Here is a 13,383-nt window from a genome sequence, read left to right as displayed (position 1 = left end):
CCTCTGTTAACCAGGAAAGTTTTCAGGAATCTTGGCCTTGCTGCGGGCCTCGGCAGGACTGATGATGTTGCGCTTGACCAGGTCGGTCAGGTTTTGATCCAGCGTCTGCATGCCGACGCTGTTGCCGGTTTGGATGCTGGAGTACATCTGCGCGACCTTGGCCTCGCGGATCAGGTTGCGGATGGCACTGGTGCCGAGCATGATCTCGTGCGCGGCCACGCGGCCCTGGCCATCCTTGGTTTTGCACAGGGTCTGGGAGATGACCGCCTGCAGCGATTCGGACAACATCGCCCGCACCATTTCTTTCTCGTCCGCCGGGAAAACGTCAATGATCCGGTCGATGGTTTTTGCAGCGCTGGACGTGTGCAAGGTACCAAACACCAGGTGGCCGGTTTCAGCCGCGGTCATGGCCAGGCGGATGGTCTCCAGATCGCGCATTTCGCCCACCAAAATACAGTCAGGATCCTCACGCAAGGCCGACCGCAAGGCGGCGGCAAAGCTCAGTGTGTGCGGTCCGACCTCGCGCTGGTTCACCAGGCACTTTTTGGATTCATGAACGAACTCGATCGGGTCTTCCACCGTCAGGATGTGACCGAACTCGGTTTCATTGAGGTAGTTGACCATGGCCGCCAGCGTGGTGGATTTGCCGGAGCCCGTGGGGCCCGTCACCAGCACCATGCCGCGCGGCTTCAACGCCAGGTCGGCAAAAATCTTGGGGGCATTGAGCTGTTCCAGCGACAGGATCTTGCTGGGAATGGTCCGGAACACGGCACCCGCACCGCGGTTATGGTTGAACGCATTGACCCGAAAACGTGCCAGACCATCAATTTCAAACGAGAAGTCAATCTCCAGAAACTCTTCGTAGTGCTTGCGCTGCGTGTCGTTCATGATGTCGTACACCATGGCATGAACCTGCTTGTGGTCCAGCGCTTCCACGTTGATGCGGCGAACGTCGCCGTGTACACGAATCATGGGTGGCAACCCGGCCGAGAGGTGCAAATCCGAGGCTTTGTTCTTGACGCTAAAAGCCAGCAATTGGGTAATGTCCACGGAGTCCTCTTCAGGGTTGGTCGTTGTTTGTTACGCTTGACAGATTATGACCATGATTGCAGCCAATCTCCAAGACGTGCGCGCGCGCATTGCACAGGCGTGTGCACAGGCCAACAGACCGGTTGACGCCGTGGCGCTGCTCGCCGTTTCCAAGACATTCGGTGCCGACGCGGTGGCCCAGGCCCATGCGGCAGGCCAGACTGCTTTTGGCGAAAACTACATTCAGGAAGCGGTGGACAAAATCACCGCATTGCACGACTTGCCACTGCAGTGGCATTGCATTGGCCCGATTCAAAGCAACAAGACGCGGCTGGTGGCCGAGCATTTCGATTGGGTGCACACGGTCGACCGTCTGAAGATTGCCCAGCGCCTGAGCGAGCAGCGCCCTGCGCATCTGGCACCGTTGCAGGTGTGCATTCAGGTCAATGTGGATGGAGGGGTCACCAAATCTGGCGTGGTGCCTGACGATGCGCTGGAGCTGGCGCGCGCGGTGGCGGCATTGCCCCGCCTGCAGTTGCGCGGCCTGATGTGCATTCCCGAGCCTGCTCCTGATTTTGTAGCTGCTTGCGCAGTGTTTGCGCGGGCTAGAGCCCTGTTTGATGCAGTAAACCAGGCGGGCCTGCCTTTGGACACGCTCTCTATGGGCATGAGCAGCGACCTGGACGCCGCCATTGCTTCGGGCAGCACCCTGGTGCGTGTGGGCAGCGCCATCTTCGGTGCGCGCACCTACCCGGCGCGCTGACGGCTTCCGTCTATTTTTTCGGCATCACCAGCGGTTTGATGTTGCCGCAATCTTTCGTCAGCCAGCGTCCGCTGCCCTGCATGTCCATGGTCTCGGCTTTGCCTTTGGCGGTGCTGGTGACCACCATCTTCATGGTGTAGGCCTCGGGGCTGGCAAACGTGATTTGTCCCTCGCCGCTGCCGGGTGGCTTGGTGCAGACAAATGAAAACTTCATGGTGTTGCCCACGCGCGGCGCCGTGGTCTGGGTGCAGTCACCCTGCTGGGTAGCCACCTCGTTGCGGTCCACCATCTCCTGCGTCATGCACAGCTTGACCGCCACGCCGCCGCCCGGTGCCGTGCCCATTTGAACGCCCTGTTTGGCCATCATGTCCTGCATCATCTTGCGCTGATCGGGGGGCAGGTTGGCCAATTGCTTCTGCACCTCCGCCATGGCGTTGGCCGACGCACCCGAGCCACCCTGGATTTGGCTGGTCATCTCCCACAGCCCGGGTTTCATGGTTTGTGCGCTAACGCAGGCTGCGCTGGCAGTCAGTACCACCGTGGTGATGAACGATCGAAGTTGCATGGCGCCTCCTGGTTCATGAATGGAAATAACGGGGTTCAGACTCAGGTGCGCACCCGCCCGTCACCGGTCAGCATGGACAGCTCGACAAAACTGGAGGCCACGTGATCCGTGCGTGAAAAGTCCACCTGGAATCCGCCAAAAGACTGGTTGGAGACGCTCTCCAGCGCGCTGATCAAACCCTCGCGCCCGCCCCTGCCGCCCGCGCGGCGCAGGCCTTCGGCCATGACTTTGGCTGCCACAAACCCCTCCATGCTGGAGAAGTTGACCTGCACGGCGCCATTGGTCTTGCGCACCGCCTCATTGAATTCACGCGTGACGGCGCGGGTGTTGTTGTAGGGCGAGGGCATTACCTGAGAGACCACCACGCCAGCCCCGGCTTTCCCCAGCTCGTCGGACAGGGCCTGTGTGCCAACAAATGACACGTTGTAGAACACGCCGCCATAGCCAGCTGCGCGCGCCGCCTTGATGTAGGCGGCGCATCCCTTGTAAGCGCCAACCTGCACGACGGCATCTGGTGCTGCGGCATTGATGGCTTCTACTGCCTTGGCAACATCAACCGAGTTGCGCTCCACTGTGGCGGTGGCTACCGGCTTGAGGTTCAGTGCGGCCAGAGCCAGCGTGACACCGTCCAGGCCCGCCTTGCCATAGGCATCGTTTTGATGAAAAACCGCAATCTTCTTGAGCCCCAGGTTGGTGAGGTGTTTGACGATGAGTGCCGTCTCGTCGTTGTACGACGCGCGCACATGAAAGGCGTAGCGGTTCAGGGGGGCACGCAGCGCCATTGCGCCTGTGAACGGTGCCACGAATGGCATCTTTGCCTTGGTGGCCAGTGGCAGGGCCACCACGCTGGTGGGCGTACCAATGTAGCCAAACAGGCTGAACACTTCGTCGTCGATGAACTTGCGGGTGTTCTCCGCGCAGCGATCGGGTTCATATCCGTCGTCCAGATGCCGGATGTCCACACTGCGGCCACCCACTCCGCCGTCGGCATTGAGCAGGTCAAAGTACAGCTTGGCACCCGCATGAAACTGGATGCCCAGCTGCGCGGTGGGGCCGGTAAAGGGGGCCGACTGTCCCAGAATGATTTTGTCGGACTGTGCGTGAACAGCCGGGAATCCACCCAGGGCGACGGCTGCGGTGGAGAGAGAAAATTGGCGGCGAGTAATCATGACCGCCATTCTGACTGATTGCTGACCCTCCCAATAAAGGGTTTGTATCTACCGCAAGGCCAGTCGGGTCGTGTTCTTTACCTCTTCCATCACGGCATAGGTGCGGGTCTCGCGCACGCCGGGCAACTGCCACAGCACGGTGCCGGCGAAGGCGCGGTAGGCCTCCATGTCAGCCATGCGGGTTTTGAGCAGGTAGTCAAAGCCGCCCGCCACCATGTGGCACTCCATGATTTCGTCGCGCACCTGCACCGCCGCCTTGAAGGCTTCAAACACATTGGGGGTTGTGCGGTCCAGCAACACTTCCACAAACACCATCATTCCGGCGCCCAGTTTCAGCGGGTTGAGCCGCGCCTCATAGCCCAGGATGTAGCCGTCTTTGGTGAGCCGTGCCACACGGGCCAGCACGGCGGTGGGGGACAGGGTGACGGTTTCTGCGAGCTTGATATTGGAGATGCGGCCGTCCTCTTGCAGGCAGGTGAGGATTTTCAGGTCGATGCGGTCCAGGGAGGGGGTCAGGGTTTGCATGCGCAACAATTACATTTTTTTACATTTGTCTGTGTCTTGGCGGCTTCCGCTGTCCGTAGGGGTCGCCCGCAGTTTCAAGGATTGAATCGCGTAAATACCAACTAAGTATCTAGTTCGAAGATTAATTTTAGTGAAATATAAGGGTTTGCTTGCGAGAACATAGGCAATTATTTGGAGCCCACCATGACCGTCGTCCAGCGCCTGCCGTTTCCCTACCGTCCCGAGGCCGATGTGGTGGCGGATCGCCTGCAAAGCGTCCGCCATACGCTGGACTGGGCCGCGGCCGCTCGCGTGGCTGCTCCCTGGGTACAAGCCGTGCGCGACAATCCGCCGCCGTTCTGGGCCATGGAAAGCCTGCTCAAGGAATACCCGATTTCCAGCGCCGAAGGCTTGGCCCTGATGCGTTTGGCTGAGGCCTTGCTGCGCGTGCCCGATGCCGAAACCGCCATTGCGCTCACTGCCGATCAGTTGGGCCGCGCCGACTTTGATGGCAGTGGCGACAAGGTGCTGGCGCGTCTTTCGAGCACGGCCATTGCCATGTCCAAGCACTTCCTGCCTGACGCGCAGACCGGCGCAGGCCCGCAAGCCGAACCCGGCCTCCTGGTCAAGCTGGGTGCCCGAACGGTGGTGGCCGCCACGCTGCGCGCCGTGCAGCTGCTGGGTCGCCAGTTTGTGCTGGGCCAGACCATGAAAGAGGCACAGCAGGAGGCCGACATTGCGCGCAAGCGCCTGGGTGTGCGCTTCTCGTACGACATGCTGGGCGAGGGCGCCCGCACCGATAACGATGCGCGGCATTACCTGAAAAGCTATACCGATGCTATTGATTCCATAGCTGCTCGCGCAAGCAATACGGGGGCTATCGAGGTCAATGACGGTATATCCATCAAGCTCAGCGCCCTGCACCCGCGCTATGAAGACGCGCAGAGCCAGCGCGTGATGGATGAGCTGGTACCCCGTGTGTGGGACCTGTGCCAGCGCGCCGCTGCCGCCAACATCAACCTCACCATCGACGCCGAAGAGGTCGACCGCCTGGAGCTGTCGCTGGAGGTACTGGAAGAACTGATCCGCCGGGTGGCCCAGCACTGCCCGCAGTGGCGTGGCCTGGGTCTGGCCATGCAGGCCTACCAGAGCCGGGCGCTGGAGCTCATTGCCCACGTCACCGCGCTGTCGCGCCGCTACCAGGTGCGCCTGATGTGCCGCCTGGTCAAGGGTGCGTACTGGGACGCTGAAATCAAGCGCGCCCAGGAGATGGGTTTGCCCCACTATCCCGTGTTCACCCACAAGCACCACACCGATGTGTCGTACCTGGCCTGCGCCCGCGCGCTGCTGGAGGCGCCCGACGCCATCTACCCGCAGTTCGCCACGCACAACGCCGCCACCATTGCCGCCATTTTGCAAATGGGCGCCAAGACCGGCGCGCCATTTGAGTTGCAACGCCTGCACGGCATGGGCGAAGGCGTCTACCGCGAAGTGCTGAAGAATCCGCTGGTGTCCTGCCGCGTCTACGCCCCGGTGGGCGCGCACAAAGACCTGCTGGCCTACCTGGTGCGCCGCCTGCTGGAAAACGGCGCCAACTCCTCGTTTGTGCACCAGTTGGCGGACGAATCGGTGGGCATGCAGGAGCTGCTGATTTCACCTCTGCGCCTGGAGCCGCACCCCAGCCTGCCGCTGCCGGTTGACCTCTTTGGCACGCATACTGGTGCGCGCAAAAACAGCACCGGGCTGGACTTGACCGTACCGGCCATGCGTGCGCCACTCCTGGCGGCGTGCGAGTCGGTAGCCGTACCCGTGGTGCCCGAGTTTGATGTCCAATCCATCGCCAAAGCTTATTCCGCCTGCGCAAGCAGCTACCAAAAGTGGAGCAAGACCGCTGTGGCCGAGCGCGCCGCCATCCTGCGCAAAGCCGCCGACACCTTGCTGGCGCAAACGCCGCAGTTCTGCGCCGTGCTGGTCAAAGAAGCCCACAAGACCTGGGGCGACGCCGTGAGCGAAGTGCGTGAGGCGGTCGACTTTTTGCGCTACTACGCCGATGAAGCCCAGCGCATCATGCAGCCCCTGGCGATGCCGGGCGTGACCGGTGAGACCAATACCCTGTCGCTCACCGCCCGCGGCGTGTGGGTGTGCATCAGTCCATGGAATTTTCCGCTGGCGATTTTTGCCGGCCAGGTGTCCGCCGCGCTGGCTACCGGCAACACCGTGCTGGCCAAACCCGCCGAACAAACCCCTGGCGTCGCGCAGATGGTGGTGCAACTGCTGCACGCAGCAGGCGTGCCCGTTGACGCGCTGCAGCTGCTGCACGGCGCTGGCGAAACCGTGGGCGCGGCGCTGGTGGCGCAGCCCGGTGTAGCCGGGGTGGTGTTCACTGGCTCCACGCAGGTCGCGAAAATCATCAACCGGGCGCTGGCCGCCCAAGACGGCGCTATCGTGCCGCTGATTGCCGAGACCGGCGGTATTAACGCCATGCTGGTGGACTCCTCCGCCCTGCCCGAGCAGGTGGTGGATGCGGTGGTGCAAAGTTCCTTTCGCTCGGCCGGACAACGCTGCTCGGCGCTGCGCCTGCTGTGCGTGCACGAAGGCATTGCCGATGGCGTGATCGCGATGCTGCAGGGCGCAGCCCTTGAGCTGGTAGTGGGCGACACCGCTGACCTGGCAACCGATGTCGGCCCGGTGATTGACGTGGAGGCGTATGACACCATCCAGCGCCACATTGCGCGGCTCCATGCAGAGGCAAAACCACTGCTAGCCCCCGTGGAAAATGCACAAGCAGCTACTAATTCAATAGCAAGTTTCATGGTGGGGCCCGTGCCCAATCTGATCGCGCCACAGGCTTTTGAAGTGCGCAGCATCGCCGACGTGAAGGCCGAGATCTTCGGACCGGTGCTGCAAATCGTGCGCTGGAGTGGTGACCCTGCCGAGGTGATTGCCCAGGTCAACGCGCTGGGCTACGGCCTCACCCTGGGCATCCAGACCCGCATTGATTCCAGAGCCCAAGCTCTGGCTGCCGCCGCGCAGGTGGGCAACATCTACATCAACCGCAACATGATTGGTGCCGTGGTGGGTGTGCAGCCCTTTGGCGGAGAAGGCCTGTCAGGTACCGGCCCCAAAGCCGGTGGCCCGCACTACCTCTATCGCTTCTGTGCGGAACAAACGGTGACGGTGAACACCACGGCAGCCGGGGGTAACGCGGCGCTGCTTGCAGCGCAGCATTGAGTTAACCACGGGCTGCCGCAGTGGCGGCATCTCACGCTGGCCCCCCGTTCAGGGAATGAAGCTCAAACTTTCTGGCAGCGGCAGCACGACTGGCGTTTCAAAGAATGCTCCCGGACCATCCGGGTCGATGGTGAGCGCGCCGTTGCTGGCAAAGAACGCGGCAATCTGCTGCTGGGCGGCGATGGCGTAGGGTGCCGAAGCAGGTATCCCGATATTTGTCAGGAATGTGTGCGGGTTCTTCGGTACGCCGGGGCTGGCGACAAAGGCCAGGTCATTGCGGAAAAGCGTGGCGCGGTCTTGCAGCGCACCGGCCCGCAGGATAGCGCTGGTGGTCGGATTGGGCACCGTCACGTCGCCCTTGGCGAACTGCACGATCACCGGCTTGGCCGCGCTGCCCGGCAGCGGCGACTTGCGGATCAGCGGCGCGTACGACACCGGGTTGCCGCTTTGCTGCACCCACTCGGAGCGGTCGAGGAACTGCGCAATGGCGGTGGCACCCGGCACGTTGTTGACAACCGGCGGCAGGTCGCGCAGCGGCATGTTTTCATTGAAGTTCAGATTGAACGGCACTGGCACGCCCGGTGTGGGCGGCAGGTTCAGCAACTGTGGCTGACGCGTCGCCAGGGCGGCAGCCGTCAGGAAGCGGAACGCGCCCAGTCGCGCCACTTCGGCGATTGAGCCACCGGGCACGTTCGGCACGCCGGCCTTGATGTTGGGTTCGATCCCCAGCAGCTTGGTGCCGTAGATGCCGCCGAACGACTGGCCCGCGTAATAGATGCGCTGCGCGTTCAGGTCGGGCGTGCCGTCACCGTCGATGTCCATGCCGACCTCCACCTCGCGTACCAGCTGCATCAGGTCGATCACGGTCTGACGCAGGCCGTCGCGGCTGCTGATAATGGTTCGCGGCGCCGCGGCGTTCACGCCCTCGGTGCTGTCGATGGTGCCATTGCCGTCCTGGTCAAAACCGCGCCCGCCCGCTGGCACGCTGACCGGTGCGCCAACCGTACGCAGCACATTGAGCGAGCCCAACGCCCCGCCACCGTGGCCGACCACATTGATCGCCAGCGTCGCGATGCCTTGCGAGGCAAATACCGAGCCGACTGTCCACGGCGCACCATACATGCTGTCGGTGAACCCGTGGCCGAAAATCGCCACCGGCCAGCCGCCCGCGGGCTTGATCCCCGCCGGCACAAAGAGCTGGAAGATGATGTCGTTGCTACCCTGCGCACGCGGGCTGCCGCTGAGCGTGGGCGTGGCGGGAATGAACTGGCCGGTCGTCAGATAGCTGGGCGAGCTGAACTTGCCATAGGCGAGTTGCGCGACCGCGCCGGGCACGATGTTCAGCGCCGGCGTCGGCAAAAAGCCAGGTGTGAAAGCCGGCGCCGTGCCGGTCTGGCGATTGAACTGAACGCCTTGCAGGCCGGCCAGTGGAAATACCGCTCGCACTGCAGCACCGCCCGAGGTGCCAATCATGAAGCTGGCGGCTGCAGGGGTGCTGGCCTTGATCTGCCGCATGATATTGGCCAGGTCGCTGGTGGCCGTCTGTGTGGTAAACACCGTGGCGGCCGTGACGCGGCCCGCACCCCGATGCAGGCGCGACGCATCGCGCAGCTCGCGGCGGTATTCGTCGCTGCCCTGGCTGCGCAGGCTGCGCGCGCCCTCGTCGCTGTCGTCGTCATCCAGATGCGCGCGCTTGATTGGCTTGCCGCTGGCATCGCGCACGCCGCTGGTCACAATCAGCACATAGCGTGAATGCTCGGCCAGCAGCTCATCGGGCTCGAACACCAGCGTGTTCGTCGCCGGGTCCCACAGGCGCTGGTTGATGCCGACTTTTTGCCCGAAGCCGCGCGCCGTCAGCACGTCGCCCAGGTTCAGCAGGTACACCGTGTCGCTCGTCACGCTGTTCACGTCGATAGCGCCCGTGAACGGCACGGTAATGCGCGGCTGGGTGGAAAACCCGTCGAGGCCGTTGATGACCGCGATGTCTTCGCAGTCGCTCACCCGCACGGCGCAATCGGGCGTGGGCAGGTTCACGCGGCGATAGCTGCGGTTGCCCCAGTCGCGCTGCGTGTAGCGGTCGCTGGGGAAAGGGCTGCCGGCCAGGTCGCCGGTTTCGAACTTCACCCGCACGCCCGATGAGGGCGAATCCGCTTGGACAACCAGCGGACTCAAGGTTGTCAATACCGCGAAGCTCGCGGAAAGCAAAAGGCCGGGCGCGATCGGGCGCGTTGAAATACGCATGACGTTGTCTCCTGGTTTTTTTTGGGGTTCGCACTGCTGCGTCCCGCTTTATAGGCTTTGCGCGGCAAATTGAAAAGTCCCCTGCGCGACACCCGCCCATAAAAGGTGCCAGCCCCTCGTGTGGGGCGGGCTCCGATCTGGCAACCGACGCATGTCCGGTGATTGGGCGGGAGGCGTTTGACGCCCTTCACATGCACATCGAGCACCTCCAGTCAGAGTAAAAAGTGCTTGTAGCCCCGGCGCAGACTGCGCAAGCAGCTACCAAATCCATAGCAAATCAGACCGCCGCGCATGCGGGCAACATCGACATCAACCGCAACCTGATTGGCACGGTGATGGGCGCTACAAGGACGTTACGAGGGCCGCTTCATCTGGCACGAGGTGGGTTGGGAGCTGATGTACGAATCCCAGACCACTTCCGAACGGAAGCCATAACCGGTGTTTTCGGCGTCGTATTTCACGCCCTTGGTGCCCTGCTTGGCCCAGACGCCGAGAAACAAAGGCGCCAGCAACTGGTGATCGGTCTTGCGCATTTGCACATCGCCGATCGGGCTCTTGTAGTTCATGCCTTCCAGTGCGAATGCCACCTGCTTGGGGTTGGTGGACTTGGCCTTGCGCATCGCCTCCAGCAGCATGTTCATGGTGTTCCAGTGGGCTGCAAAGATGAAGTCTTCGTTGTACTTTTTCTTGTAACCCACGTAGATTTTTTCCAGTTCCGGTGTGGGCGCGTTGTGGCCCCAGTTCCAGATCACTCCCACCTTGTCAGCGCCCCAGGATCCCATCTGGGCGGGTGTTCCGGGGTTGTTGGCATTCATGGTGTAGAAGTTGATGTTCAGGCCGAAGTCGCGCGCGGATTTGAACAACAGCGTCAGATCGCTACCCCAGTTGGAGGTGATCACCGTGTCGGCGCCTGATGCGGCAATCTTCGCCACGTAGGGAGCAAAGTCGCGTATCTGGGCGATCGGCACAAAATCATCACCAACAATTTGCACGTCAGGACGCTTACGTGCCAAATATTCCTTCGCCGCCTTGGACACCTGTTTGCCATGGGTGTAGTCCTGGTTCAGCAGGTACACCTTCTTGACGTTGGGCTTGTCCTTCAGGTAGGTGGTCAGCGCCTCAATCTTCATCTCGCTGGACGGGTAAAAGCGGAAGTGCCAGAAGCTGCAACGGTCGTTGGTCAGGGACGGGTCCATGGCCGAGTAGTTGAGAAACACGGTGGCTTTGTCCGGCTCCCGGTCTCCCAGCTTGTTGAGTGCCTCCACCAGTGCGAGGGCAACACCCGAGCCACCGCCCTGGGTGATGAAGTGAATGTCCCGGTCCGAGGCCGACTTCAGGGCCGAGACGCTCTCCTGGGGTGAGCCCTTGTTGTCGAACGGCACGATTTCAAACTTCGGATCTGTGGCCGCGCTTTTGTCGTTGAGCTGCAAAACCACTTCACGCAGTTGCTTGAGCGAGTTTTGGCCGGTCAGCGCAAAGGGGCCCGAGAGCACGTCAATAAAACCGATCTTGACGGTTTCGGCGGCACCACAGGCAGTGGCCACCGTGAAGGCGGCTGCACACAGCAGGGGTTTGAGAAAGCGGAACGAATGCATGGGCAACTCCTCGTGACCGGCGGTCCGGCGGGTGGTTTAGAAACATAAATGGTATCGGGGCCTTCGGTTAGCCGGTGGCCCCAATGCGACACAGCCCGGTCAGGGCGGGTTCATGCGGTTGGTTCATAACCGCAAGAAGCTGGCCGCAGTATTCACACCAAAACCCCGCGCTTTTCCTGATATCTACCGCCGTCGCGCAATGCTAAGCTGTCGTAAAAGGAACAGCGTCCGTCTCCATCCGGTTGGCGGTCGCACCAAAAATACGGATTTAAAGGCCTGCCAATGCAAGATAACCCCACCCAAAGCCAGTCGGTTGCACGAAAACTGGCTTTGCTGTCCATTGGCATCATCGCGGCGGTGCTCTTGCTGCTGGCCATTGGTATCAGTGTGGTGTCCGGGCGAACTGCGCGCCAGCAGGTTCAGGACGCCGTGGCCGAAAAGGTGCAAGGCATCGCCAATGCAGTGGACGCGACGGATGCCACGGCGCGCGAGCTGATCAAGCGGTCGTTCAAGACCCTTCAGCAGGCGTATGAAGCCACCATGTCGCTCGATGAGGCGAGCGGCGAGCTCAAGAGCTATGGCGTTGCAGTCAACAACCAATTCGGACCGGTGGACGAATTCACCCGGAACACGGGCGGCGTGGGAACGATTTTTGTCAAAAAAGGCGATGATTTTCTGCGCGTCACGACATCCCTTTTGAAGCAGGATGGCGAGCGCGCCATGGGCACCGTGCTCGATCACGCCCACCCGGCCTACAAGCTCATGCTGGCGGGGCAGCCCTACACCGGGCGCGCCGCGCTGTTTGGCAAACCCTATATGACCCATTACGAGCCCATCAAGAACGCGGATGGGAAGATTGTCGGCATTCTTTTCGTCGGCAATGACATTTCCCTTTTTCAGGCGGCGCTGGACAAGCAGGTCGCCGAGACCCGTTTCTTTGAAACCGGCGGTGTCTATGTGCTTGACCCGCGCGCGGCGGTTGCCGATGCAGTCTTTGTGGTCCACCCCACAGCCAAAGGCAAAAAGGTGACCGAGGCCTTTCCGCAGGCTGTTGACTTCCTGGGCGCCATGGCTGCATCCACGGACGGCTACGTTGACAATGCCACGTCCTTGCTGGACCCTGCATCCTCCGGGAAATGGGCGGTCATACGCAAGGTCAAAACAGGCAACTGGTGGGTGGTGGCAGAGGTTTCCCGGTCCGAGTCACTCCGGCAGCACTGGACCAATATGGCCGTTATCTGGGGCCTCATGGCGGTGGCGGTGCTGTTGCTGGGAGCCGCTATCTTCCTGGTGGTCCGGCGCACGGTCAGCCAACCTTTGAGCGAGTTGACGACCGTGGTCAAGGCAGTTGCCGACGGTGACTTGACGCATTCCTTCCAGTCCGCAGGGCGTGATGAGATTGGCGCTTTGGTGCAAGAGGTCGAAGGCCTGCGCCAGCGTTACCAGGGCGCCCTGTCACAGGTGCGGTCGTCTGCGGACAGCATCAGTACCGCCAGTTCCGAGATTGCCAGTGGCAACCAGGATCTGAGCGTGCGCACCGAACAGACGGCGAGCAACCTGCAGCGTACGGCGTCCAGCATGGAGTTGCTGACCGCTACCGTGCGACAGTCTGCAGACTCCGCTCGCCAGGCCAATCAGCTGGCGGCGTCGGCAGCAGAAGTCGCCGCGCGTGGCGGCACCGTGGTCGGGCAGGTCGTTGCCACCATGGACGACATCAACCACAGCTCGCGCAAGATTGCGGACATCATCAGTGTGATTGATGGCATTGCCTTTCAAACCAACATTCTGGCGCTCAATGCTGCCGTGGAAGCGGCGCGCGCTGGGGAGCAGGGGCGGGGTTTTGCCGTGGTGGCCAGTGAAGTGCGCAGTCTGGCACAGCGCAGTGCCGAAGCGGCCAAAGAGATCAAGACGCTGATTACCGCTTCGGTGGACAAAATTACGTCCGGTGCCACGCTGGTAAAAAATGCGGGTGCCACCATGGACGAAATCGTGGGCTCGGTTCAACGTGTTGGGGACATTATTGGCGAGATTTCGTCAGCCGCAGCAGAACAGTCGGAAGGCATCAGTGAAGTCAATACGGCGGTCAGTCAGCTGGACCAGATGACACAGCAAAACGCGGCGCTGGTTGAGCAGTCTGCCGCCGCAGCGGAAAGTCTGCGCGAGCAAGCCCATCGCCTGGCTGAAGCCGTGGCGGTATTCCGCCTGGAGGGCGGCCGCCTCCACTAGGGGAATTTACGTACCCTACAGCCCGCGTTCGGGGGTAAACTTTTCCTGCTATGTTGCAAA

General features: G+C 61.8%; 9 protein-coding genes. 3 read left to right on the top strand and 6 right to left on the bottom strand.

Going from position 1 to position 13,383, the window contains the following annotated elements; genetic code table 11:
• Nucleotides 1–6 precede the first annotated feature (6 nt).
• Nucleotides 7–1,050: a type IV pilus twitching motility protein PilT gene (locus AC097W_RS06175; RefSeq protein WP_479601613.1), complete on the bottom strand. Its 1,044-nt coding sequence runs from the start codon at nucleotides 1,048–1,050 to the stop codon at nucleotides 7–9.
• A gap of 46 nt (nucleotides 1,051–1,096) precedes the next feature.
• Between AC097W_RS06175 and AC097W_RS06170 the strand changes: the two genes are divergently transcribed.
• Complete coding sequence (locus AC097W_RS06170; RefSeq protein ID WP_479601612.1) at nucleotides 1,097–1,792, top strand: YggS family pyridoxal phosphate-dependent enzyme; 696 nt, start codon at nucleotides 1,097–1,099, stop codon at nucleotides 1,790–1,792.
• A 10-nt stretch (nucleotides 1,793–1,802) separates the two neighbouring features.
• Here the strand turns inward: AC097W_RS06170 and AC097W_RS06165 are convergent, their stop codons facing one another.
• The 3 genes from AC097W_RS06165 to AC097W_RS06155 are packed head-to-tail and all read right to left on the bottom strand — an operon-like array spanning nucleotide 1,803 to nucleotide 4,051.
• The gene (locus AC097W_RS06165; RefSeq protein ID WP_479601611.1) at nucleotides 1,803–2,357 is read right to left on the bottom strand and encodes a DUF3617 domain-containing protein; all 555 of its coding nucleotides are present in this window, start codon (nucleotides 2,355–2,357) and stop codon (nucleotides 1,803–1,805) included.
• Between the two features lie 41 nt (nucleotides 2,358–2,398).
• Nucleotides 2,399–3,526: an ABC transporter substrate-binding protein gene (locus AC097W_RS06160; RefSeq protein WP_479601610.1), complete on the bottom strand. Its 1,128-nt coding sequence runs from the start codon at nucleotides 3,524–3,526 to the stop codon at nucleotides 2,399–2,401.
• 48 nt (nucleotides 3,527–3,574) lie between these two features.
• Entirely contained in the window at nucleotides 3,575–4,051 is a 477-nt protein-coding gene (locus AC097W_RS06155) for an Lrp/AsnC ligand binding domain-containing protein (protein ID WP_479601609.1), read from the bottom strand.
• Nucleotides 4,052–4,234: 183 nt separating this feature from the next.
• Here AC097W_RS06155 and AC097W_RS06150 point away from each other — a divergent pair, with 183 nt between their 5' ends.
• On the top strand, nucleotides 4,235–7,261 hold the full coding sequence (locus tag AC097W_RS06150; protein WP_479601608.1) for an L-glutamate gamma-semialdehyde dehydrogenase: 3,027 nt from the start codon (nucleotides 4,235–4,237) through the stop codon (nucleotides 7,259–7,261).
• A 48-nt stretch (nucleotides 7,262–7,309) separates the two neighbouring features.
• Here the strand turns inward: AC097W_RS06150 and AC097W_RS06145 are convergent, their stop codons facing one another.
• On the bottom strand, nucleotides 7,310–9,502 hold the full coding sequence (locus tag AC097W_RS06145) for an Ig-like domain-containing protein (protein ID WP_479601607.1): 2,193 nt from the start codon (nucleotides 9,500–9,502) through the stop codon (nucleotides 7,310–7,312).
• A gap of 353 nt (nucleotides 9,503–9,855) precedes the next feature.
• Nucleotides 9,856–11,097 (bottom strand): branched-chain amino acid ABC transporter substrate-binding protein, encoded by a 1,242-nt coding sequence (locus AC097W_RS06140; RefSeq protein ID WP_479601606.1) that lies wholly within the window; start codon nucleotides 11,095–11,097, stop codon nucleotides 9,856–9,858.
• A 282-nt stretch (nucleotides 11,098–11,379) separates the two neighbouring features.
• Here AC097W_RS06140 and AC097W_RS06135 point away from each other — a divergent pair, with 282 nt between their 5' ends.
• Nucleotides 11,380–13,323 (top strand): methyl-accepting chemotaxis protein, encoded by a 1,944-nt coding sequence (locus AC097W_RS06135; protein ID WP_479601605.1) that lies wholly within the window; start codon nucleotides 11,380–11,382, stop codon nucleotides 13,321–13,323.
• Nucleotides 13,324–13,383 lie beyond the last annotated feature (60 nt).

Source organism: Rhodoferax sp. GT1R46 (genome assembly GCF_056521285.1).
The sequence above is the reverse complement of the archived record's forward strand: the minus strand, read 5'-3'. Positions and strand labels throughout refer to the sequence as shown.

What these genes read in the sequence shown, in the direction of transcription:
- AC097W_RS06170 (WP_479601612.1), top strand. Translation starts at nt 1,097, where the DNA reads ATGACCATGATTGCAGCCAATCTCCAAGACGTGCGCGCGCGCATTGCA.
- AC097W_RS06165 (WP_479601611.1), bottom strand. Translation starts at nt 2,357, where the DNA reads ATGCAACTTCGATCGTTCATCACCACGGTGGTACTGACTGCCAGCGCA.
- AC097W_RS06160 (WP_479601610.1), bottom strand. Translation starts at nt 3,526, where the DNA reads ATGATTACTCGCCGCCAATTTTCTCTCTCCACCGCAGCCGTCGCCCTG.
- AC097W_RS06155 (WP_479601609.1), bottom strand. Translation starts at nt 4,051, where the DNA reads ATGCAAACCCTGACCCCCTCCCTGGACCGCATCGACCTGAAAATCCTC.
- AC097W_RS06150 (WP_479601608.1), top strand. Translation starts at nt 4,235, where the DNA reads ATGACCGTCGTCCAGCGCCTGCCGTTTCCCTACCGTCCCGAGGCCGAT.
- AC097W_RS06145 (WP_479601607.1), bottom strand. Translation starts at nt 9,502, where the DNA reads ATGCGTATTTCAACGCGCCCGATCGCGCCCGGCCTTTTGCTTTCCGCG.
- AC097W_RS06140 (WP_479601606.1), bottom strand. Translation starts at nt 11,097, where the DNA reads ATGCATTCGTTCCGCTTTCTCAAACCCCTGCTGTGTGCAGCCGCCTTC.
- AC097W_RS06135 (WP_479601605.1), top strand. Translation starts at nt 11,380, where the DNA reads ATGCAAGATAACCCCACCCAAAGCCAGTCGGTTGCACGAAAACTGGCT.